This window comes from Methylobacterium sp. Leaf118 (genome assembly GCF_920984675.1).
Taxonomy (GTDB): domain Bacteria; phylum Pseudomonadota; class Alphaproteobacteria; order Rhizobiales; family Beijerinckiaceae; genus Methylobacterium.
This window is the reverse complement of sequence record NZ_CAKLBV010000014.1, coordinates 23,716-42,662: the sequence shown is the minus strand read 5'-3', so window position 1 is coordinate 42,662 and position 18,947 is coordinate 23,716. Positions and strand designations below refer to the sequence as shown.

Genomic DNA, 18,947 nt, shown 5'->3' with positions numbered 1-18,947 from the left:
CTACCCCTCCACGGTCACGTTGAGCCGCACCAGCACGCCAGCGACGCGCACCGGTTCCACGAATTTCACGGTGCGGGTGCGCCCGTCGAAGATGATGCGGTCGAGCTTTCTCAGCCGGGTCGCATCAGCGTCGGCGAACTCGGCGGGCAGCCCCGTCGGCGAGAGCACCACCTGCGTGTCGCCCTGCTGTAGGCCGCCCGCGAGTTCGTCCGGCCGGTAGCCGCGGACGAAGGCGCGGAAGGGTCGCTCGATCGCCGCGGCGTTAGCCACGGGCCGGCGCAGAGTGATGTCCTGCCCGTGGTCGCGGATCTGCTGGTCGAGCATGGCGATGGCGGCGGCGGGGCTCATGCGAAGGCGAGCCTCCGGTACTGCGCCAAGGTCGCCTCCGCCTCGGGATGTGGCAACGAAGCGCCCGCGCCCTGGATGTAGAAACTGCGCGAGCCGACGCCCTCGACGTCGTCGCTCTTCACCATCGGGTCACGGCCGAGACCGAAGGCGGGCACGCCCACCAGCTGGATCACGGCCCGCTCGATGTCGGCAGGCAGCGGCTCGGTGCCGGCGGGTGGATTGGTGTAGTCCGTCTCGCCAGGAAGCACCCATCCGGCGACGTAATCGACCACGACGAGGCGGCCGTAGAAGGCCCGGCGCTGGCCATCCTGAAGGCCGTAGAGCATCCGGTCATCGGCTTCGTAGGTACCGGGGCTGAGCAAGAGGCTGTCCACGGTCACCGCCGAAATCGACACGATCGGGCCGGCATCAAGCAGCAGGCCGAGATAGAGGTCGTCGCGGCACCGATTGGTCAGATCGAAGCGCTGGCGATAGGTCGCCCGGCCGAAGACGCGGCGGCAGAACGTCGAGGCCTGGGCGGAGGCTTGATCGATCCAACGGTTCAGTTGGTCGTCGGTCGGCGCTCCCGCGGGCAGGCCGAGATCGCCGCGAGCGTTCGCGACCGTCGTCAGGCGGCGAGCCGTGGCGGCTATGGTGATGGTTGCGGGCATCAGTTGCAGATCACCCGAATTTGGATGGCGGTGTTGGGTGCGGCCTCAAACGGCCCGGCGCTGAGCAGCAGCGCGCCGCGGGAGCGCTTGGCGGCCACGGTCGCGCCTGAGAGCGTCTGCGAGACGACCCCGCCGATCACCATCTGGTCGCCGGCCCAGGTCGGGATCACATCGACATCGGGTGTCGTCGTGCAGGCCGCCCAGGTGAAAATGGCGACCGGATTGGTCAGGCTCGTGCTGGAAGTGGCGATGTAGCGCTCGACACGCTTCGGGGCGCCGGCCGGGCCTACGGGCCCCTGAGCGCCCGAAGCTCCCGGCGCTCCCACAGATCCAGCCACGCCTTGCTGACCTTGAGGGCCAGCCGGTCCGGCAGGCCCAACAGACCCGGCCACACCTGCTGGTCCAGAAGGGCCAGTCGCACCCTGAAGTCCGCGATCGCCTTGAGGCCCTGCTGCGCCAACTGCACCCGGCGCTCCGGCGTCACCCTTCGCCCCAACATCGCCCTTGTCTCCCTTCGGCCCTACAGAACCCTGAGCCCCTGTCGCGCCAGCGGCGCCGGGATCCCCCTTCGGACCAGGCGGTCCACTCGGGCCTGCTGATCCTGCTGCGCCTTGGAGGCCTCGCTCGCCAGCAGCGCCGGCCGAACCCACAGATCCAGCCACACCGTCTGCACCGCGAGGCCCAGCCGGGCCCATTGGCCCCACAGGTCCAGAGTCGCCTGCTGCACCCGCAGGGCCTGCTGGCCCCACTGCTCCAGGCTGTCCGGCCGGTCCTGCATTGCCACGCTCTCCTTGCGGTCCGGAGGGGCCAACCGGGCCGGGCGCCCCAGGTTCACCCGCGGGCCCTGGCTCGCCCTGCGGGCCGGCAGGGCCCTGAACGCTCCGCAGGCTGTAGCCGACAGGCCGAGCCTCGGAAGCGACCGGCGCGGCGAGCGCGAGGCAAAGCGCGGGGAGGAGCAGCGCCCGCATCAGCCGCCGCCCATGCCGTAGTGCATCTCGGGGGTGCAATCGCCCGTCGGCTCCGCCGTCGTCTTCGCGATGATGAAGTCGGGCTTGCTGGTACCCATCGTCACGTCGGTCCCGGCGAGATAGAGGACGCCGTTGTCGTCGGTCAGCACCTCGTTGGCGCTCGTCGCGCCTAGGAGGCGGATGTTGACGTTGCACGGCACGACCACCCGATAGGTCGTCGCATCAGCTGGGCGGCTGATCGGAAACACCTTCGGGGTGGTCCCGAGCGCTTTCAGGCGGATCGGAGCCGAGTGCAGGCGCCGAAACGGCGCGCTGAGGATGTTCATCGGCGCCGCAAGGCTGCCGCACGGGGCAGCCTCTCGCGGCTTCCCGGTCGAGCAGTAGATCACCTGTCCGATGATCCCCTTGCCCTCTGGGGTGTGCCACTGCTCGTAGCTCGACTGCGCCGTCAGCGCGACCAGCAGCGTCGCGGCGAGCGCCAAAGTGAGAGCAGGCCGGCGCATCGGGTCAGATCTTCAGGGTGCCGCGACGACCGCGAGGGCGCGCGTCTTCCTCGACGGGCCCCTCATCGGCGGCATCGGGTCGGGCCTCTTTGCCCTGCGGCTCGGCCTCCCCCTCCACGAGCTTGGCGAAGCCCTGGGCGGCGAGTTCCTGGGCATGCCAGCGCGGCACCGCATACGGCTCGCTGACGGCACTCTTGTGCTCCGACCCCTCATAGTAGGTCGTGAGCGGCTGCACCTGGACGGTCTCGGCTTCTGCCATTGCGACATCTCCCGGGCGGACGGGACCGGCGGCAGCGAGCCGCCGCCGGTCGTTGAAGGTGATCGACATCAGAAGCGATCAGGGGGTGACGAGCACGCCCTTCACGAAGGCGGCGGGGCGGTAGACCGCGAGGCCCAAGCGCTCCTCGGCGCGGATCGTGATCATGTTCTTCTCGAAGTCATCGACGTTCTCGGTCGAAAGCAGCACCTCGATCGCCATGCGGTCGAAGAGCTGCGCCCCCGCGCGGAAGGCGCCGACGAGGAAGTCGTTGGCGGTCATCGCTAGCGTCGTCGCGACCGGGAGGCCCCAGAGGTTGGCGGCGATGTTGCCCTGCGGGTTGCCGATCAGGTAGCGGCCCTGGGTGTCCTTGATCATCTCGATCTTGGCCCAGTCGGTGTCGTTCAGGACGATGCCGGTGGCCGGGTACAGGGCGAGGGTGGCCTGCAGGATCGCGAGGCGCAGCCGGTCGATCGGGGTCTCGCCCGTGACCGCGAACGGCGCGGCGTAGGCCGAGGCCTGGGGCATGATGCCCGCGAGGTTCTGGCCCGTCCCGTTGCCGTACAGGATCTGCGCCTCCTCGGCGAAGCGCAGCCCGTAGCGAGCCCGTCCGTCGATGTAGGAGACGAGGCCCGCCGCATCGTCGAGAAGCTGGCGGCTGGCCTTGAAGATGTGCGCCAGGGTGCGGACGGGAGCCGACCGCATGTCGAACGCGAGACTGGACTCGGGCTTCTTGGCGCCCTCCGCCACCATCGCCGCGGCGTTGGTGTAGGTGGTCTCCACCGGGTACTCGATGTTGTTCGAGTTGGTCTGGCCGGGGGTGATGAGGTCACGCACCCGCAGCGTGCGATCCGGCAGATTGACGATGCCGCGGCGGTCCGCCTGGATGATGGAGTTCGACAGCGAGGTCGTCGAACCCGTCACGCCGGGTACGGTCAGCATCGCCTTCGTCTCGACGGTCGCGCGGACGTTGCCACGGAAGCCGGCGCCGTTTTCCTTGATCGCCTTGAAGCCCTCGCTGTCGGCGAAGTGCTGGCCGAGGGTCTTGAGTTCGATCTGCTCGCCGCCGCCGGGGCCGCCGCGACGGGCCGCCTTCTGCTCGGCATCGGCAAGGCGCCCGTCAAACGCCTTCATCTCCTTCACGAGTTCGCCGAGCTTGCCGTCGACAGCAGCCTTGGTCTCGTCGCTGAGCTTGCCGGCGTTCTTGGCCTCGGAAAGGGCGCCTTCGGCGAGGCGCTTCACCTCGTCGCCGATGGTCTTGAGGTTGGCAGCGGCGGCCTTGAACTCGGCCTCGCCAGCGCCCGCCATGGCACCGGCGGCGGCGGCGGCACCGCCATCGGGCTTCTCCAGCGCGACACGGATGCCGCCGATCCCGCAGTTGGCGAGGAACGAGGCGTGGAAGGCAGCCGGGATCGCCCCGGCACGCAGGGGGTGGGTCTTCATGGTCAGATGTCCTGGGATCAGAGCTTGAAGGCGGCGATCTCGGCCAGCAGTTCGCTGAGCGCGGATTTCGCCTCGGGGGGGCTCGCCTGTCCGCCCGGCTCATCCCGAGCCTGCGTCTTGGGAAAGCCCGCGGCGGCGATGTCGCGGGCCTGCGCGTGCGAGAACCCTACATCCCGTAGGGTAGCCTCGAACTCGCGAATGGTGGTCGGCACGGCTTTCGTGCCGGCATCAGGAAGCGGACCGCCCATGGCATCCTGCAGGTCCTGAAGGTGTGACAGGAATTCGGCCCGGTCAGCGGTCGTCGGCGCGGCGTGGCCGGTCATGGAGCGCTGGTGCAGGGCCATGAGCGCCGCGATACCGGCGCGGGCACGGTCGCTATCGACGATGACACTCTGCGCTTTCACCTGAAGCACGAGGCTCTGGGCGTTCGACGGGGTATCGACGATGCTGATCTCTTCCAAGCCCACGTCGCGGAGCAGGCGGCGGGCGCCCTTCGCGATGGCTGCGGCCTTGGTGCCGAACTCCGCGCCGTTCGGACGCACGGCGTAGCCGATTGAGAGGCCAGGAAGCGCGCCGTCCTTGATGCCCTCGTACAGCACGCGGCCGGTCTCGGTGTTCATCCCCGAGATCTTGCCCTTCACCTCCAAGCCGCGGCTGTCTTCAGCGATGTGGGTCCAGACGCCGACGCCGCGGCGGCCGAGCAACTGCGGCAGGCCGTGGTTGAGGTGCATGGCGACGCGTCGGCCCGCGGCCTTCCGCTCCGCAAGCCCGGCGGTGAAGGCGCCCGGCACGATGACATCGCCATGCCAGTCCACATTACCGAAGACGGCACCGTAGCCCTCGAACTCGCCATTGTCCGCCGAGCCCGTGCTCTTCACCTCGAACGGCGCGACGAAGATGTCTGTCATCGGCTCGATCCTTGGTTGGTTTAGGCAGGGCCGCCGACGGCGCGGTAAACCGGGCCGTACAGGCTGAAGTCAGTGCCGCCGCGACCCGCCGGCACCGGGCGGTAGCTCTCGGCGTCGTCCACCCACTGCTTGCGGTGGAGATCCCACAGCCGACCGGGCTGCGCGCCGTAGACGAGACGGGTCTCGGGGGCGGCGCGAACCAGCAGCGAGCGCAGCCCGCGCGCCCTTCGCGCAAGAAAATCACGGATCATGCTGCAACTCTCAAGTATTCGCTTGACGTAGCCGTGCCATTGGCACATATTGTACTTGCCAACACGGAGCCGACCGATGCACACTCAGACCGAAGCCGCCATCCGCGCTACCCGCCGCTGGGTCATGACCCGCTTCTACGGCGCCGCGCTGCCTGCCCCTCTCGCTGCCGCCTACGACGAGGCCGAAGGCGCCTTCGCCATGCTCGCCGAGACTGCCCCGCGTCAGCGAGCCCGGCTGACCCGCGAAGGCTTCGGCGTTGAGACGCTGAAGGGCCTGCAACTCGCCATCGAAGATGCTGGCCTCTGGCCTGCTTACGCCAAGGGCGCCCGCACCTTCACGGGCCGCGCCTACGATCTCGACGAAGGCCTCGCGCTTGCGGGCGCGCTGTGACCGGCGTCGAACTCCGCGCCGCCCGCGAGCGGCTGGGCTTCAGCGTGTCGCTGTTCGCCGAGCGTCTAGAGGTTGATCGCAGCGCCGTGAGCCGGTGGGAGTCCGGCGACCGTGCCGTCCCCGGCCCCGTGCGCGTCCTCGTCCGCCTCTTCCTCCGCGGTCTTGACCCCTGAGGCGCCTCGGGGCGCCAACAACCCGCGCTTTCGGGCGTTCGCGTAGCTCTCCCGGTCCATCGAAACCGGCGCGTAGGTGAGCCCCAGATCGCGCATCGCCGCGAACCGGTGCCGTCCGTCCTCAAAGCCCAGCATGTCGTTGGTGACGCCGAGGATCGGTGCGTTGAAGGTCCGGTCCGGGGTCAGATTGCTCAGGAAGTCCTTGGCGCGGTCGAGCTTGCCGTTAACGCCTGGGGCAGCGGGCTTGATGCGGAAATCCGTGTCCTTCTGCCATTCCGCGTCCAGCTTCCGCACGTTGACCAGAGCAAGGCGCTGGCCCGGCTGGGCCACGGCCTGCGTCGACAAGCGCGCCTGCAAAGCTGGTGCGCCAGAAGTGTTGCTGGGCCCTTGGCCTGCCGCAGACGCTGCGCCCTTGAACCCGATGACGCCTTTCTTCTGGTCGGCAGCGAGCTTCCGCAGCGCGTAGGCTCGGCCCTTCGGGTGGGTTTCGACGAACTCGCGGACCGTGGCCTTGCCCTGGTAGGCCCGCACCCGCTTCGACAGCACCTCGATCGTGTCATTGGCCGAGACGCCGGAGGTCTTGAGCGCAGTCTCACCGACCAGCGCCTTCTTCGCTGCCGCGGCCCGCGGCTTCCTGGGTGCCTTCGGGGCATCGTTGCCGGCGCCAGGCTTGTCCTTGAACTGCCCGCGCGCGCCGCGTGGGTGAAGTGCTTCGTTGAAGGCTCTTCGGACAGCCGAGGAGACCCCGGTCCTCGCAAGCGAGCCGGCTCCTCCCTTCGATGTGCGAGCCATCAGCCCCTCAGCAGATCCGCCGAGAAGAGGCCCTTAAGATCGTCGTCCGTGACGGCGTCGATCTCGTCGTCGGTGGCCTCGTCGGGGTCGTCGGCGTCGCCTTCAGCCGCGGCCTGCGCGTCAATCATCATCTGCGCGGCGGCCAAAGCGGCCTGCTCCACCAGCACGTCCAGCGGCATCATCGCGCCCTGGATCATCAGGTGATCGCCGCCCTCGACCGGCGGCAGGTTCTCGTACCGGCGGGCGTCGTTCGGCGTGTAGATCGTGCCGTTCACCATGCCGCGCAGGAACTCGGCCCGGCCCTTCGAGTCCGCCCGGAGCAAGCCCTCGACGTTGAACTCGGCGTAGAAGCGCCCGCGCTCGCCCGGCCGCAGGCACCGCATACCGAGCGCCTGCTCGATCTCCTTGAGGTGAGTTCGCAGGGTGTAGGTCAGGAAGCCGAGGTTGATCTGCTCGAGGCCGGTGCCCCAGGTCGTCGTCTTTTCGGTGTGCCCGACGAGGCTCGGGTTGACCCGGAACCACCGACACACCGTCTCGACGTTGAAGCCCCGCGTCGCCAGCAGCTCGGCGTCGGCCGGCGAGAGGGTCAGGGCCTCCCACTTCCACCCACCCTCAAGGACCGGCACCTTGCCGGTGTTCTGCGCGCCCTGAAACTCGGTCAGGTAGGCCTTGGCGTCGGTGCGCTGGTCCTTGTTCAGGTAGGCCGGCGCCATGAACACGCCGGAGGGGCGCATTCCGTTCTTGAACGTGGTGCCGGCAACCCGCTCGGCGCCGAGCGCGGCGCCCAGGCTGTGCCGCGCGGTCGATACGACGGACAGGCCCGTCAGCCCGTCGAGCGAGAAACCCTTAAGGTGGAGGATGTTCTCCTCTTGGTAGACCGTCGTCTGCCCATCGAACGTGTACGTGTAAGTCCGCGAGCCGTCCTGCTGGCGCTGCACCTGCATCAGGCTCGGCAGCAGCGGCTCGAGTGCGATCACCGAGCCGTCGCTACGCGTCTCGATCGCGGCGTACCCGTTCCCCCAGATCAGCTTGCACGCCACTAGGGCGGTCCAGAACTCAACCGCCGTCATGTCCGCGTTGGGCTGGTCGTGGATTACGCGGTAGAGCGGATGATCCTTGGCGAGCTTCGCCTCGCCATCGCCCTCTCCCGCCTCGTAGAGCATCAACGGGAGCGTCGCGATCGTCTGCGCGATGAGCCAAACGCACGCCCAGAACGCGTCGAGGGTCAGCGCCGTCTCCGGCGTCACCTTCTCACCGGAATGCGCCGCCTCGACGCCGACGTAGCGCATCAATTGAGGGTCGGTCAGCCGCAGGCCCGAGGCGAGCGTCATCACCGCCTTTCGGAAGAGGCCCATGCGGTGCCTTTCAGGCGAACAGCGGTTCCCGAAGGAAGTCGCTCGGGTCGGAGGTGCTGGCCGGCTCGGGGTTCGTCGCCATCAGGGCGACGGCGTTGAACAGCGCCATCACCACGTCGATTTTGGCGTCGCCTGCGTTCTGCTTCGTCGCCCGGATCGCGGTGGCCGTCGGTTCGATCTTCAGGTTGCCCACACACCATGCGGCGAGGCTGGAGCCCGAATGGCGGAGCGTGCCGGAGGCCAGCTTTCGCTCTGCCGTCTTGATCGCGTTCATCAGCCCGTAGCCTTGGCTGACGCCGGTCAGGAGCTTGCTCTCCTGCGTGATGCCGATCTCCGCGAAGGCCTCAATCAGCTCGCCGAGCCCGGCCGGGTCGACGCCGACACAGGCCAGCAGGCCGGCATCCTTCACGCGCTCGGCGATCTCGACGATCTCGGAGATGTCCGCGAGTTCGTCATCGACGATGGTCAGCTCGTCCGCAGCGTCGAACTCCCGCAGCTTCGCCGCGATGCTCTTGCGCCGGTCCAGCACGCCGCGGTGGCACCATGCATGGGTCCAGGCGAGCCATCCCCGGGTGATGCGGTCGCGCCCCACCACGGCGAGGCCGAAGAGATCGTCCAGGCCGCCGCCGTCGATGCCGATGCAGACGACCTCGGAGCGTTTGAGCAGATCCTCCAGGGTGAGGCCGCCGAGCTCTGCGGCGCGCTTCCAGAACTCGGCGCCAGGCCAGCGGTCAGACCGTAGGGCGAGCCCGATCTCGACGTTGAGGTGCTGGGTTGCCCAGCGTCGAAGCTCCTGCTCACCCGCCTGATCGGCGGCCTGAAAGTCCGGGATCAGCCGCTCAACCGTGATGGACTTGCCGGCGTTCGGCGTCACCATCGACCAATTGGCGGGGTTCTTCCAGTCGGTGCCCTCTGGCATCTCATAGAGGAGCGGCAGAAGAAGCGAGTTCGTCAGCGCTCCGTCGCGAACCGCCCGCGCTTTATGCAACTCAGACCGGAACACCCCTGATGGCGGACGCTCCGATTGCGTTGTGATCGTGAGCAAGAAAGCCTCAGGCTGAGAAATCATCCCGCCGCGAAGCTGGCCGAGCACGCGGTCTGCATCCTTGTGCTCGGCAATGACGTGAAGCTCGTCGAGGAGGATACCCGTTGGCTTTGATCCAACGACGATCTTCGGATCAAACGACTTCACCTTCAGGAAGGCGCCGGTCGGACGATATGTGATCTTCTTGTTGTAGTCCTGGACGTGGAACTTAAGCGCCAGGACCGGGTCCGCCTCGATCATGCCGGCCGCCTGCCGGAACGCGAGTTCGGACACCTCTTGCGTCGGAGCCACGATCAGAAACTCGGCTCTGGGTCTCCGGTTCATCAAGATGGCGGTGACCATGATGGCCGCGCCACCGGTCGTCTTACTCTGCTTCTTCGGCACCATTACGAAGAATTCGCGGAGATGCCGGGCCTTCGCTTCTGGGTCGTAAGAGCCGAAGAGTGCGCCGACGAGGTCGCGCATCCAGTCGCCGGCTGCGTGCTTCAGTTCGGGCTGACCAGCGACATCAGGCAGTCGCAGCCGGTTGAAGATGGCTACACCCTTGGCGGCCTCCGACTGAATCAGGGGCAGATCAGGGAGGAGAGACCGCAGACCCCGTATCCGCGCTTCCCAGTCAGGACACGCGCATGACCAGGGGTTCACTGTAGCAGCCCGTCCCAGCCATCATCCCCCGAGGACTTGCCAGCGCTGGGCTTCTGCGAGGCCTCGCCCGACTCGTCCGAAGGTGCTGAGCCGGATTTGAACATGCCGAGGTGCCGCCCGATGTCGACCAAGGCAGCGCGCTTGTCGACGAGCTTCACTTTCAGCGCCCCGTCTTTGGTCTGCGAGATCTCGGTGATGGCAGCGGCTGTGTCGGCGTCGATCTTGTCGCTGTCGACCAGCACCACCTGGTTCGTAGTTCGGAGAACGGGCTCGCCGTCCTCGTCCTCCTCAATCTCGGTGACGAGTGCCCGCCATTTGATGACCTTCCGGATGTCGGCGAAGCCGAACTTCGCCAACTCCATCAGAACTCGCTCGGGCGTGATCCCAGTCCGATTGGAGACCGCCCGGCGCTCACGCGCGATGGCCGCAGCCACCTTAGCATTCTTTAGCAGGCGCGATCCCTCAACCTCTGCGGATCGGGCGCTGTATCCTGCGCGGATCGCAGCCTGCTTCGCGTTAAGATCCACGAGGTACTCGCGAACGAAACGGGCTTGTTTGTCGGTAAGGTCTGTCATGGATTGCGAAATTTCTCAGTGGCCAACCCTGCGATTGACCAGAAGCCCCACGACCCCGACACCTTAGCAAAAACCTGCGAAGGGGACCCCATGCGGTAGCCATCCCCTTTCCGCCTAGACTTTTGACCCCTCCCCTCCCTCTCAGTCGGCGAGCGCAGGCGCCTCCTCAGCACTCACGACTTTCAGGTCTGCGCCATCGTCGAGAACCAGGACGCGCGGCTTGAACGAGAGGTGATCGAAAGCCTTCGTAGCGAGCTGATGCACGACCTCGAACTGCTCGCGGTTCAAAGCCTGCGGGATCGTTATGACTACCAGGTCGCTTGGCTCGAGCCGCAGGCGCCGCACGTCATGGCCAAGGTCTTTCGTCATTACGGCTCCCCTCTCGGGTCAGGCGGTCGGTCGGCGCTTGCGGGCCTGCCTCTCGGCGTGTCGGAGCTGCTGTCGGGTCACGGTGTGTATGAGCGCCATATCGCGTTGCTTTCTGGCGGCCTCACGCTGCCATCGCTCCATCTTGAGCAGGTGCGTATGCAGGTCTGTCACCGTCACAGCCCCATCCTCTCCGCCCGAGCCCGAGCCGTCTTCAGCGAATGGTGACGACTGCACAGCGCCTGGCCATTCGCCGGGTCCAAGGCCGCCCCGCCATCCCTGCGCTCGACGATGTGATCGGCATAGAGCCTGACGCCGCCTCGTCCGCCCTGAGCACCGCATCCTGGCCATTGGCAGCGCCAGTGGGCGCGCTTCAGCACCTCGAGGCGCCACGCCTTGTGCTCGGCCGTCAGCAACTCGGGGTCAGCCTGCTTGGGTGGGGGCCGAGATGTGCGGGTGTCCAGCGCGCAAAGGCGAGGCGCCAAGGTCGTGAGGCGGGCCATGCTCTTGCCTCGTCTTCCATGTGCGCCGAAACACTCAGCCCTTCCGAAGGTGAGCCGCCGCTTCTGGCAACCGCGCCTCGTGATTGACGCATCCAAACGAAGCCCGGGTTTTAAGCACAAATTCCGAGTTCATGCTTCCGTCCAAAACCGCTAGCTCGGGCCTGACCGGCCTCATCTTAGCGAGACTATCTCGAAGCCATGGACGGATATTGGCAGTGTCTGCCTCAACCACTCGCCTCTGCTCCTCAATGTAACTGTCGGTCGAGAACTCCACAATCGATTGAATGCGCCGACAAGACCCCAGCCCCGCGTCTTCGAAGTAATCGAAGTCATCGCTTACAGGCGTTGTCGGGGCAACCCAATGACGGCACGTTACGCACCTCGGCATTTCCATCGCCATCACCCGCCCCAATCACGCCACTCGCCGCACCATCATAGCTGAAAGCCGCGCGGGAAGGTGCCCTATCGCCAATCCCTCATGCGATACGCGGCCTGGATGACGAGGGCGGCGTGATCCACGATCATCCTGTCGGGGACGGCGTTGGTGCGGGTCTGAGCAGCCTCACGAGCCGCAGCCGCAGCGCGACAGAAGTGGATGGCGCCCCGAGCGTGCGGGCTGTCGTCCCAGGTGGAGGCGATGGTGGCGAGGCCGGAAGGAGGAAGGGCTTCGGTCATTTCAAAGGGGCCGGCGGGACCGGAATGCACTCGAACCACGAATGAAGCGCCTTACCGCCATCCGTGGTCTTCACCTTTTCCTTTGGGAGCCGATCCAGGGCCTCGTCGCGCTTTGCGACGCAGGCTGCTTTGTCGGTGAAAAACGGCTGAAGCACCGTGACGCGGTTCGTGACCTCGCCGCTCGGGTGCTGAATGACGAAGAGCCAGGTGAGCAGGTAGAAGGCGGGTTCGATCACCGGCATCATCCCCTCACTCCCCTACCGCCATCCGATTGGTCGATGGACGCCGCTTAGTCGCCGCCGCCTCCGCCGCCATCGCCTCCGGAGCAGGACGAGCCGCCGTCCGAATGGGACGAGCTACAGCTGCCGTTGGACGAGGCGGCATGGGCTGGGCCGCTGCTGTCGATGATCGGGGGGTAGGGGTAGGCGCCAGAGTCGCCGCTGGCCCCACTGCGCCGGGCCTCTTCCTCGCGACGGCGCTGCTCTTCCTCGCGACGCTTCCGGCCGAAGATGTCGAACATGGCGGCTGCCCTACTGAGGAGCTTCGACGACGGGCCAGCAACCTACCTCTGGCTCCCTCCCTGGCTAGCACAGGGATATCACCTACCCGTGCCGTGACGGGCCGTCGTCGAACTCTGAAGCTTGGTGCCAGGAGGGAGGAGGCATCCCCGCTGCGCCATTGCATGTACGCCCTGGCTGATCACCTCGCCGCGTCTCGGTTCCTCCGACGGGGCTGAGGTAGGGGATCGATGCGGGCGGGACGCTAACCCCGCTCTAGCGCTCCTGAGACGGCATGACCCGTTACTTGGCGCCACCGGTCCGGCTCGTGTCTGCTTTCCACGCCGCCGCATCGAACTCTGAAACTGCTGCCCTAGTCGGACCGCTTGTGCGGCGAGCCCCTCACTGAGGTCTTCCAGGCACCATTAACCGACTGTCGATGCGGGACGCTAGACCTCCGGCCATCGCTTCGCTCATCGGGACATCTCCCAATCCGCGCCGCATCGATGGTGTTGCAGCCTCTCGGCCGCTGATGGATGCCCGGAGCGGTGGGCTCGGGGCGCAACTGGACATGCGTCCGCAGGACTGGTGATGCGGACCTTACACAGGCGCCGCAACGCGCGCCCCGAATTCTCCGTACATTTCGACCGCTTTTTCGGCGCGGGCAGCGACCGCATCGTCAACTGCATCGAACCACGCCGAGGCCCAGGTCGACCCGTCTTGGGTTATCTTGGCCCTATACATCTTTGTTGTGGGATGCTGGATGATTCCCACTGGCAACCGGCCGCGCGGCACCTTCCGAAAGGCCCGGTTGAACGCGTTCTGAGAGACCGTCGCCTCTCGCAGATTGGACCAGCGATTGTTCATTCCATCGCCGTCGGCGTGATCAATGATCGGCGGCGGCTCCTCTCCCGCCTGAACCATCCAGCACAGCCGGTGAACGAGGTAGGTCTTGCGCAGGATCGTAACCTGCAAATACCCTCGCGTGGGACCGCCAACAGGATCACCGCGGCGATGAACGTTGAACCAGCGCCGCCATGTCAGCGCGCCGGTCTTCGGGTTGTAGTCGAAGAATTCTCGCGCCAGCTTTGGCGTGATCCTCACATCTAACCCCATCGCAGGCATGCTTCCGCATCGGTGGTGAGGACATTAAGTCACACTCAGCCGCCGATGCGTAGGTATCTAGATGTCACGCCGCTTTCAGCAAGTCAACGTCCACATCCATCTTGAGCTTCTTTCCCCGTGCATCGAGGAGGATGGCGATGCGCCGACTCTCGGGCGCCCGCATCACCTGTCCGATCAGTCCTTCCCACATCGCCCCGACAACGCGCACGGCCTGACCTTCGTGGAACGAGGCGTGCGGCTTCGGAGCCTCGTAGGCGTCGAACTCATCGGCCGCTGCCAGAAGCCTCATCTGCCACGGCGGCAGAACGATCGGCGTCGAGCCCGCCGCCACCAGAGACACGACACCCGGCTCCCGCAGGATGCCGTGCCAGGATTGCGCCTTGGACTTACCGACGAACGCGTAGCCGGGGAAGACCGGGCGCCGAACCAGCGTCTTCCGGCCCGCGTGCCGCCTTTCCACGATGCGGCTCGGCACGAATGGTGAGTAGCCGGCGCGCTCCAGCCACTCGCTTGCCCTGCGCTCGCCGCTCGGGGCCACGCTGGCGGCATAGTAGGTCAGGCCCGGATCGAACCGGCCGATCCGCTCGGGCGCGTCATCAGGGCAAGCGGCTGGGCGAGGCCAGCGGCAACGCTCGCCCAGCCCCAGCGCCTCGTCATGCGCGAGGACATGAAGCGGCAGGGTCGCGCTGTGCTGCGGCGTTGCTTTGGCTTCGTAGGGAGTCGTCATCTCGTCTTCCTCGGCTACGCAACAGGAGGGGGCGGAAGCGATAGGGCGGCACGCTGTCGATCAGAGCGGCGGAGCGGCCGGCGTTCGGAGCCTTCCTCTGCTCGCTCCTGCGTGCCCCAGGTGGTGGCGCAGCGCAGGCAGCGGCGTCGACGACGAACGGCGCCAGGAACGTCGCGGCTGTCCAGGACGCGGGATGTCGGCCAACCGCAGGCAGGGCACGGGATCATCGCCGACGGCCCTCAATCTCGGCCTGGGCGGCGACGATACGGTGATCGACGAAGCCCACCGCGTGCGTATCGGTGGCCTGCTCTATGTGCTGGGGATTGAGGCGAGGGCAGCGGAAGCCAAGGGTGAATCCGCCTGCCATTGGCCAGGAGCGGCGGGCGGGCTCGCGGATGGGTCGGCCGCTGGGATGAGAGGTCATGCGGCGGGGCATCAGGCGCCGCCCTCCGCTTCGGCATAGGCCCGGCGAGGCGCGAAGGGGCTCGGCGCCGGCGGCAGGCCAGCAGCTTTTCGCGCCATGGCGTCGCGTAATTCGACCGCCGCGTTTGCCCGCACCTGCTCCGCCCGCTCTCGGTCGATTTCCTCGCCCGTCCGCTCAGTGATGACGTTGGAGCGACCCATCTGGGCCTTGATCTGCTCCCACCGGGCGACGGCCTCGCGGCGCTCGTTTTCGGTGGTGTCGGTGTCGACGAGTTCGGCGTCGAGGATCGCGTTGATGCGACCGATTTCGGTTTCAACCTCAAGCGTAATGAAGCGGCACTCGGCGACTACGCTGGCCGTGGGGGGGACGTCGCGGCCGTCCCAATTGCACTGCCAGCCGCCCTTCGCGAACCGCTGCCGGGCCTTTTCGATGGCCCAAGTCGGCTCCTGCCGCAGAGCCTCGCCGTACAGCATCTCGCGAGCGTCGCTTTCCCGCTCGGTCATGCCGTAGGATTTCCCGCTTGCCAGCAGCAGTGTGATGACGGCACGGGCGGTGTCGTCAGGCGTCGGGCGGAGAGAACGCTGAAGTTCAGCGCGGCGGGCCTCAAGGGCCTCGCGCTCAGTGCCGGCCGGCGCCAACGAGGCGGAGAGCAGCTTGCGGCGAAAATCGCCCGGCTTGTCCTCCAGTCGGTTCGTGAACTTCCCGATCGTATCGGCCATCGCCCTCGTGGTCGATGAGGGGGCCGTGATCGGCGAACTCTGTCGGGTCTGAAGATTGGCCATTTGGAACGCTCAGCAGGTCGGCGACGCGGGAGAGGGCACCGTGGGATGAAGGCTTCGCGGCCGGCCCAGCGCGTTGCTGGGGGCGGCCGGCGCCGCGCTCGCATTCCCGTTCGGCCTCACGGCGCATCCAGCCTTCGTGGGTCGCATCCCAGTCGGCGCGAACCTCGCCCTTGCTCTCGGCCCAAGTCCGCATCGCGGCGGCCGTCCGGCGCATCCAGTTGACGTTGCGGCCCAACTCGGCCCTGACCCGATCGCTGCGCTCGCCGGGCTGCCATTCGGTCGGCAAAGCCCGATTTCGAGGCTTGCGAGTCGTTTTCGCCCCCTTGGGGGCAGAGAACCCGTCAGGGTTCTCAGGGGAAACCTGAGAGTAGTTTTTCTTAGGGGTGTGGGGACCGTCTTTTTGCAAATCGACGTCACCGGACGTCGCGTGACACTCCGTGACTTCACGTGACGTCACGTGACGACGGCGGGCCTGACGATCACGGTCGTTCTGGCGGCGCGCCTCAATCGCTTCGTTCTGAGCGGTGGCGCGGGCCAGTTCGAGCACGACCCGTTGCAGAAGCTCGGGGTCGAGACCGGCGCGGGCCAGGTCGGCGATCAGCGTTTGGTCAGCCACGTGGGCTCACTCCGCAGCGATGAGAGGTGTGGTTGCTCCGAGAGACCGAGTTTCAGCCTCGGCCCGGCAAACCGCGTCCGTGCAGGCCCAGGTGCCCCGGCTGGTCCGAGAGGCACCGAAGCCAAAGCAGCCAGCACCAACGAGACCGCAGATGTCGCAATCAGCCTGGACGCCGGCCTGAGCCGTCTCAGCAGGCTCACGAGCCCATGAGGGGTCGAGGTAGTCGGGATCGCCGACGAGCTTGGGGCGGGCCGCCATCAGGCCTTCCTCCGGCGCTCAGTCTTGATCGCGTTGTTGCGCGCGTCCTTGCAGACAGACGAGCAGTAGACGGCGCGAGAGGTGCGAAGGATCTGGCCCTTGCAGACCGGGCAGAGGCGGACGGCGCTGGTCATGCGCGGCTCCCCTCATTCGAGAAAAGCGACGACTGGCGCACGTCCACTCGATCCAGCATGCGCAGAACGGTTTCGCCGCGATGCGCCCGATCCCAGACGAACCAGCCGTTCAGCATCGGCGGAGCCCCCTGACCGGTGAAGTCGATGCGCCACCGCATGACGTACAGGCGGGAAGGCGGAAACTTTGCCCAGAGAGCCGCGCGGCCAGATGCGCCGACCCAATTGATCGGTAGGAGCAGAGCCATGTATTCGACCCCCAACACCTCTAGGGCGTGACGGACGAAACCAGGGTCTCTGTTGCACTCATCGAATGGGGGATTGGTGAGGATGGCCGGGCCGAGCGCTTGGCCGAATTCGTAGAAAGAGCGGATCTCAGCCCCACAACCACGGTCGATGAGGTCGCTAGCGACGACTTTCAGGCCAAACGCCTGCATCTCGCGCACCATGGCGCCGTCGCCCGCCGCAGGCTCCCACAAGGCGCTGAATTCTCGCAGGCGCGGGCCCTCAGCAGCCAAGATAGCGCGAGTCGGCTCGGGCGGGGTCGGGTAGAAGTCGTCCTCCTCTCGCAGCAGGGCGTCGGCCTTCACGATCTCGCCGGTGACGAGGTCGCGGATGTGGACCGGCTTCGGGCGTTTGCCGGTGGCGCGGAACAGTCCGCGGGCGGAAGGCGCATTCATGCGCGGGCTCCCTGACGGGGGGCGTGGCGCTCGTCCTGGATGCGGGCGAGAATGCTGTAGGCTTCCGCCTCAGTGAGACTGGCCGCCTTCGCGATCTCAACGGTGTCCTTGCGCCGAGCCCAGAGGTGGGCGACGAGGCGCTTGCATGTCTCGGAGCGGGGCCAGGAGTCGTCCTGCCAGGCGGCGGTCATGCGAGGCCTCCGTTCGCGAGATACGGCATGGTCACGGGGGCATCGGCCGGCTCGACGACAATGACCGTCTCGGCCGTCGCGTCCTGCCACCAGAGGCCGATGCGCTCGGCGTTCCGGTCGTTGCGGATCACGCCGTGAAGCTGGAGGAGGTCGCTGGCCGCCTTCACCGCGTTGTCGAGGTCGAGCCCGCTTTCACGCGGCAAGCCAAGGTCCAGCGTGTAGCGGCCGGCGATGCGGCCCGGACGCTGAGCGGCGAGCCGCCAGCCGGCTTCCGTGAGCCACGCCTCATAGGCGTCGGAGCGACGGATGCCGCCGCCCGCGCGAGGGGCGTGCAGGTCGTTGACGCTAATCGGCGTGGGCAGGCACAGGACGATGCGCTCGGCGTCTGTGCGCTGAGCGAAAGCAGCCTTGCCGGCCGCGATCTCGGCGCGACGGCGCGCGCCCATCCGGCGATGAGGGAGGACGGGCGCGCCCATGCCGTCAGCCCACCGAGCCGAACAGCGGCGACAGGCCGGTCTCTTCGCCGACCGCCTTCGCCGTCGTCTGCACCGCGTCCTGAAGGACGAACTGCTTGCGATGCAGGACGATGTGAAAGGCGAGTTTGCCCTCGTCGATCCGGTAGCGGAGGAAAGCCTTGATCTTGTAGCGGTCGCCGCCGAAGAACACGGGGATGCCGATCACGAACTCAGTCGGGATCTTTACGTTGCCCTTTGTGCCGGCCTCGACCTCCTCGCGGTAGGTAAGCTGGGTCGAGCCGTCCTGCAGGCGAACGCCGCTGTCGAACTGCACCTTCTTCTTCGACTGAAGTTGGAGGGCCACCTCAAGCACCGAGGCGCCGGCCGGCTCTACGATGTCCTGCAGGTTCTCCTCCAAGAATTCGGCGAACTTGGCCTGAGGCATGGCGACGCCATCGACGCGCGACCAGCGCGTCCATTCCTCCGAGAACGGCATCGTGTAAGAGGCCTTGTGGTCGAGGTAGTCGGGCTTGCCGGCCTCGTCCCCGTTGGCGGCGGCGTGGTAGTCGAGGTGCGCCGTCATGCTGTGATGCGACACCGAGACGAACAGACGCGAGCGCAACGTCTTAAAAGCGTTGACGTAGGCGGCGAAGGACGCGGCGTCCTCAAGGGCCACGACCTGACGGATGTGGCTTGAGAGCGGCTTGTCGATCGGCTCGACGACGCGCTCGTTCCAGCCCGGCGGCGAGAACACCCGCTCGCGACCGTCCTGTGTGCCGACGACCTTGCCGACACCGTCCGCGTCAAGGTCGGCGATTTTCTGGATGGCGCTCTCGTCAAGCATTGCGCGCTTCCTTCATCTCGGAGGTGTCGGACACGTCGCGAAGGTTCATCTCGTGCTGGCGCGGGTTGTTGCGCATCAGCGAGCCGGACTCGGTCGCGAAGAACATCGTCTTCGGGCGCGCGGCCTCGGGCACCTTCACCTTGATCTCGTCGGTGATCGTTACTGAGCCCGGACCGTTGGCGGCGATCTTGAGACTGAGGTTGAGTGAGCCGGCCTTGCCGGTCTGCATCACCGCCTGGACGACCTCGCCGAGTTGCAAGGTCAGTTCGTCGTAGGCGTCGCCGTTGAGTTCTCGCAGCACATCCGCAAAGGGCCTAGACATCGCGTAGTTCCTCATGTGGCGGGAGCCGCCCGCCGCGGGCTCTGCAGG

The 18,947-nt window shown here is 66.8% G+C and carries 29 protein-coding genes; 2 read left to right on the top strand and 27 right to left on the bottom strand.

Annotation, left to right across the window (positions count from 1 at the left end):
* The 10 genes from LW587_RS08505 to LW587_RS08460 form a co-directional block, all read right to left on the bottom strand.
* The gene (locus LW587_RS08505) at window positions 1-348 is read right to left on the bottom strand and encodes a hypothetical protein (protein WP_232629156.1); all 348 of its coding nucleotides are present in this window, start codon (window positions 346-348) and stop codon (window positions 1-3) included.
* A complete protein-coding gene (locus LW587_RS08500; RefSeq protein WP_232629155.1) occupies window positions 345-998 on the bottom strand; it encodes a hypothetical protein in 654 nt (217 codons plus the stop codon). The genes LW587_RS08505 and LW587_RS08500 overlap by 4 nt, the downstream gene beginning before the upstream one ends.
* Window positions 998-1,324, bottom strand: coding sequence for a hypothetical protein (locus LW587_RS08495; protein ID WP_232629211.1), 327 nt, complete (start codon window positions 1,322-1,324; stop codon window positions 998-1,000). The genes LW587_RS08500 and LW587_RS08495 overlap by 1 nt, the downstream gene beginning before the upstream one ends.
* Window positions 1,285-1,482 carry a hypothetical protein gene (locus LW587_RS24025; protein WP_269780311.1) on the bottom strand — a complete coding sequence of 66 codons (198 nt, stop codon included), beginning with the start codon at window positions 1,480-1,482 and terminating at the stop codon, window positions 1,285-1,287. The genes LW587_RS08495 and LW587_RS24025 overlap by 40 nt, the downstream gene beginning before the upstream one ends.
* A 36-nt stretch (window positions 1,483-1,518) precedes the next feature.
* Window positions 1,519-1,776 (bottom strand): hypothetical protein, encoded by a 258-nt coding sequence (locus LW587_RS08485; protein WP_232629154.1) that lies wholly within the window; start codon window positions 1,774-1,776, stop codon window positions 1,519-1,521.
* Window positions 1,777-1,965: 189 nt separating this feature from the next.
* Window positions 1,966-2,469, bottom strand: a complete 504-nt coding sequence (locus tag LW587_RS08480; protein ID WP_232629153.1) for a hypothetical protein — start codon at window positions 2,467-2,469, stop codon at window positions 1,966-1,968.
* 4 nt (window positions 2,470-2,473) lie between these two features.
* On the bottom strand, window positions 2,474-2,728 hold the full coding sequence (locus LW587_RS08475) for a hypothetical protein (protein WP_232629152.1): 255 nt from the start codon (window positions 2,726-2,728) through the stop codon (window positions 2,474-2,476).
* A 78-nt stretch (window positions 2,729-2,806) separates the two neighbouring features.
* Window positions 2,807-4,168, bottom strand: a complete 1,362-nt coding sequence (locus tag LW587_RS08470; protein WP_232629151.1) for a phage major capsid protein — start codon at window positions 4,166-4,168, stop codon at window positions 2,807-2,809.
* 17 nt (window positions 4,169-4,185) lie between these two features.
* Entirely contained in the window at window positions 4,186-5,076 is an 891-nt protein-coding gene (locus LW587_RS08465) for an HK97 family phage prohead protease (protein ID WP_232629150.1), read from the bottom strand.
* A 20-nt stretch (window positions 5,077-5,096) separates the two neighbouring features.
* Window positions 5,097-5,327, bottom strand: coding sequence for a hypothetical protein (locus LW587_RS08460; protein WP_232629149.1), 231 nt, complete (start codon window positions 5,325-5,327; stop codon window positions 5,097-5,099).
* A 76-nt stretch (window positions 5,328-5,403) separates the two neighbouring features.
* Here LW587_RS08460 and LW587_RS08455 point away from each other — a divergent pair, with 76 nt between their 5' ends.
* Entirely contained in the window at window positions 5,404-5,718 is a 315-nt protein-coding gene (locus LW587_RS08455; RefSeq protein ID WP_232629148.1) for a hypothetical protein, read from the top strand.
* Window positions 5,715-5,891: a helix-turn-helix domain-containing protein gene (locus LW587_RS24215; RefSeq protein ID WP_442919105.1), complete on the top strand. Its 177-nt coding sequence runs from the start codon at window positions 5,715-5,717 to the stop codon at window positions 5,889-5,891. Before LW587_RS08455 ends, LW587_RS24215 begins: the two co-directional genes overlap by 4 nt.
* A gap of 791 nt (window positions 5,892-6,682) precedes the next feature.
* On the opposite strand, the gene LW587_RS08445 is transcribed toward LW587_RS24215, so the two are convergent.
* From LW587_RS08445 to LW587_RS08375, 17 genes are all read right to left on the bottom strand, one after another.
* Complete coding sequence (locus tag LW587_RS08445; RefSeq protein ID WP_232629146.1) at window positions 6,683-8,038, bottom strand: phage portal protein; 1,356 nt, start codon at window positions 8,036-8,038, stop codon at window positions 6,683-6,685.
* A gap of 10 nt (window positions 8,039-8,048) precedes the next feature.
* Window positions 8,049-9,548 (bottom strand): terminase large subunit, encoded by a 1,500-nt coding sequence (locus LW587_RS08440; RefSeq protein ID WP_332839827.1) that lies wholly within the window; start codon window positions 9,546-9,548, stop codon window positions 8,049-8,051.
* Between the two features lie 176 nt (window positions 9,549-9,724).
* On the bottom strand, window positions 9,725-10,303 hold the full coding sequence (locus LW587_RS08435; RefSeq protein WP_232629144.1) for a terminase small subunit: 579 nt from the start codon (window positions 10,301-10,303) through the stop codon (window positions 9,725-9,727).
* A gap of 141 nt (window positions 10,304-10,444) precedes the next feature.
* Complete coding sequence (locus LW587_RS08430) at window positions 10,445-10,672, bottom strand: hypothetical protein (protein WP_232629143.1); 228 nt, start codon at window positions 10,670-10,672, stop codon at window positions 10,445-10,447.
* Window positions 10,673-10,845: 173 nt separating this feature from the next.
* Window positions 10,846-11,172: an HNH endonuclease signature motif containing protein gene (locus LW587_RS08425; protein WP_232629142.1), complete on the bottom strand. Its 327-nt coding sequence runs from the start codon at window positions 11,170-11,172 to the stop codon at window positions 10,846-10,848.
* A 671-nt stretch (window positions 11,173-11,843) separates the two neighbouring features.
* Window positions 11,844-12,092 carry a hypothetical protein gene (locus LW587_RS08420; RefSeq protein WP_232629141.1) on the bottom strand — a complete coding sequence of 83 codons (249 nt, stop codon included), beginning with the start codon at window positions 12,090-12,092 and terminating at the stop codon, window positions 11,844-11,846.
* Window positions 12,093-12,944: 852 nt separating this feature from the next.
* On the bottom strand, window positions 12,945-13,469 hold the full coding sequence (locus tag LW587_RS08415) for an HNH endonuclease signature motif containing protein (protein WP_232629140.1): 525 nt from the start codon (window positions 13,467-13,469) through the stop codon (window positions 12,945-12,947).
* A gap of 64 nt (window positions 13,470-13,533) precedes the next feature.
* Entirely contained in the window at window positions 13,534-14,196 is a 663-nt protein-coding gene (nusG, locus tag LW587_RS08410; RefSeq protein ID WP_232629139.1) for a transcription termination/antitermination protein NusG, read from the bottom strand.
* A 14-nt stretch (window positions 14,197-14,210) separates the two neighbouring features.
* Window positions 14,211-14,423 carry an NrdR family transcriptional regulator gene (locus tag LW587_RS24210; RefSeq protein ID WP_442919104.1) on the bottom strand — a complete coding sequence of 71 codons (213 nt, stop codon included), beginning with the start codon at window positions 14,421-14,423 and terminating at the stop codon, window positions 14,211-14,213.
* A gap of 208 nt (window positions 14,424-14,631) precedes the next feature.
* Window positions 14,632-15,339: a hypothetical protein gene (locus tag LW587_RS08405; RefSeq protein WP_232629138.1), complete on the bottom strand. Its 708-nt coding sequence runs from the start codon at window positions 15,337-15,339 to the stop codon at window positions 14,632-14,634.
* Window positions 15,239-16,018, bottom strand: coding sequence for a hypothetical protein (locus LW587_RS08400; RefSeq protein WP_232629137.1), 780 nt, complete (start codon window positions 16,016-16,018; stop codon window positions 15,239-15,241). Before LW587_RS08400 ends, LW587_RS08405 begins: the two co-directional genes overlap by 101 nt.
* A gap of 257 nt (window positions 16,019-16,275) precedes the next feature.
* Window positions 16,276-16,410, bottom strand: coding sequence for a hypothetical protein (locus LW587_RS24020; RefSeq protein ID WP_269780310.1), 135 nt, complete (start codon window positions 16,408-16,410; stop codon window positions 16,276-16,278).
* On the bottom strand, window positions 16,407-17,087 hold the full coding sequence (locus tag LW587_RS08395; protein WP_232629136.1) for a hypothetical protein: 681 nt from the start codon (window positions 17,085-17,087) through the stop codon (window positions 16,407-16,409). Before LW587_RS08395 ends, LW587_RS24020 begins: the two co-directional genes overlap by 4 nt.
* Window positions 17,084-17,278: a hypothetical protein gene (locus LW587_RS08390; RefSeq protein ID WP_232629135.1), complete on the bottom strand. Its 195-nt coding sequence runs from the start codon at window positions 17,276-17,278 to the stop codon at window positions 17,084-17,086. The genes LW587_RS08395 and LW587_RS08390 overlap by 4 nt, the downstream gene beginning before the upstream one ends.
* Window positions 17,275-17,754 (bottom strand): hypothetical protein, encoded by a 480-nt coding sequence (locus LW587_RS08385; protein WP_232629134.1) that lies wholly within the window; start codon window positions 17,752-17,754, stop codon window positions 17,275-17,277. The genes LW587_RS08390 and LW587_RS08385 overlap by 4 nt, the downstream gene beginning before the upstream one ends.
* Before the next feature lie 4 nt (window positions 17,755-17,758).
* Window positions 17,759-18,577, bottom strand: coding sequence for a DUF2303 family protein (locus LW587_RS08380; RefSeq protein ID WP_232629133.1), 819 nt, complete (start codon window positions 18,575-18,577; stop codon window positions 17,759-17,761).
* Window positions 18,570-18,899, bottom strand: a complete 330-nt coding sequence (locus LW587_RS08375) for a hypothetical protein (RefSeq protein ID WP_232629132.1) — start codon at window positions 18,897-18,899, stop codon at window positions 18,570-18,572. Before LW587_RS08375 ends, LW587_RS08380 begins: the two co-directional genes overlap by 8 nt.
* Between the last annotated feature and the right edge of the window lie 48 nt (window positions 18,900-18,947).

Excerpts from the sequence above, each read along its gene's own strand:
- LW587_RS08505 (WP_232629156.1), bottom strand. The coding sequence starts at position 348 with ATGAGCCCCGCCGCCGCCATCGCCATGCTCGACCAGCAGATCCGCGAC.
- LW587_RS08500 (WP_232629155.1), bottom strand. The coding sequence starts at position 998 with ATGCCCGCAACCATCACCATAGCCGCCACGGCTCGCCGCCTGACGACG.
- LW587_RS08485 (WP_232629154.1), bottom strand. The coding sequence starts at position 1,776 with ATGCAGGACCGGCCGGACAGCCTGGAGCAGTGGGGCCAGCAGGCCCTG.
- LW587_RS08480 (WP_232629153.1), bottom strand. The coding sequence starts at position 2,469 with ATGCGCCGGCCTGCTCTCACTTTGGCGCTCGCCGCGACGCTGCTGGTC.
- LW587_RS08475 (WP_232629152.1), bottom strand. The coding sequence starts at position 2,728 with ATGGCAGAAGCCGAGACCGTCCAGGTGCAGCCGCTCACGACCTACTAT.
- LW587_RS08470 (WP_232629151.1), bottom strand. The coding sequence starts at position 4,168 with ATGAAGACCCACCCCCTGCGTGCCGGGGCGATCCCGGCTGCCTTCCAC.
- LW587_RS08465 (WP_232629150.1), bottom strand. The coding sequence starts at position 5,076 with ATGACAGACATCTTCGTCGCGCCGTTCGAGGTGAAGAGCACGGGCTCG.
- LW587_RS08460 (WP_232629149.1), bottom strand. The coding sequence starts at position 5,327 with ATGATCCGTGATTTTCTTGCGCGAAGGGCGCGCGGGCTGCGCTCGCTG.
- LW587_RS08455 (WP_232629148.1), top strand. The coding sequence starts at position 5,404 with ATGCACACTCAGACCGAAGCCGCCATCCGCGCTACCCGCCGCTGGGTC.
- LW587_RS08445 (WP_232629146.1), bottom strand. The coding sequence starts at position 8,038 with ATGGGCCTCTTCCGAAAGGCGGTGATGACGCTCGCCTCGGGCCTGCGG.
- LW587_RS08440 (WP_332839827.1), bottom strand. The coding sequence starts at position 9,548 with ATGCGCGACCTCGTCGGCGCACTCTTCGGCTCTTACGACCCAGAAGCG.
- LW587_RS08435 (WP_232629144.1), bottom strand. The coding sequence starts at position 10,303 with ATGACAGACCTTACCGACAAACAAGCCCGTTTCGTTCGCGAGTACCTC.
- LW587_RS08430 (WP_232629143.1), bottom strand. The coding sequence starts at position 10,672 with ATGACGAAAGACCTTGGCCATGACGTGCGGCGCCTGCGGCTCGAGCCA.
- LW587_RS08425 (WP_232629142.1), bottom strand. The coding sequence starts at position 11,172 with ATGGCCCGCCTCACGACCTTGGCGCCTCGCCTTTGCGCGCTGGACACC.
- LW587_RS08420 (WP_232629141.1), bottom strand. The coding sequence starts at position 12,092 with ATGATGCCGGTGATCGAACCCGCCTTCTACCTGCTCACCTGGCTCTTC.
- LW587_RS08415 (WP_232629140.1), bottom strand. The coding sequence starts at position 13,469 with ATGCCTGCGATGGGGTTAGATGTGAGGATCACGCCAAAGCTGGCGCGA.
- nusG (WP_232629139.1), bottom strand. The coding sequence starts at position 14,196 with ATGACGACTCCCTACGAAGCCAAAGCAACGCCGCAGCACAGCGCGACC.
- LW587_RS24210 (WP_442919104.1), bottom strand. The coding sequence starts at position 14,423 with ATGATCCCGTGCCCTGCCTGCGGTTGGCCGACATCCCGCGTCCTGGAC.
- LW587_RS08405 (WP_232629138.1), bottom strand. The coding sequence starts at position 15,339 with ATGGCCGATACGATCGGGAAGTTCACGAACCGACTGGAGGACAAGCCG.
- LW587_RS24020 (WP_269780310.1), bottom strand. The coding sequence starts at position 16,410 with ATGACCAGCGCCGTCCGCCTCTGCCCGGTCTGCAAGGGCCAGATCCTT.
- LW587_RS08395 (WP_232629136.1), bottom strand. The coding sequence starts at position 17,087 with ATGAATGCGCCTTCCGCCCGCGGACTGTTCCGCGCCACCGGCAAACGC.
- LW587_RS08390 (WP_232629135.1), bottom strand. The coding sequence starts at position 17,278 with ATGACCGCCGCCTGGCAGGACGACTCCTGGCCCCGCTCCGAGACATGC.
- LW587_RS08385 (WP_232629134.1), bottom strand. The coding sequence starts at position 17,754 with ATGGGCGCGCCCGTCCTCCCTCATCGCCGGATGGGCGCGCGCCGTCGC.
- LW587_RS08380 (WP_232629133.1), bottom strand. The coding sequence starts at position 18,577 with ATGCTTGACGAGAGCGCCATCCAGAAAATCGCCGACCTTGACGCGGAC.
- LW587_RS08375 (WP_232629132.1), bottom strand. The coding sequence starts at position 18,899 with ATGTCTAGGCCCTTTGCGGATGTGCTGCGAGAACTCAACGGCGACGCC.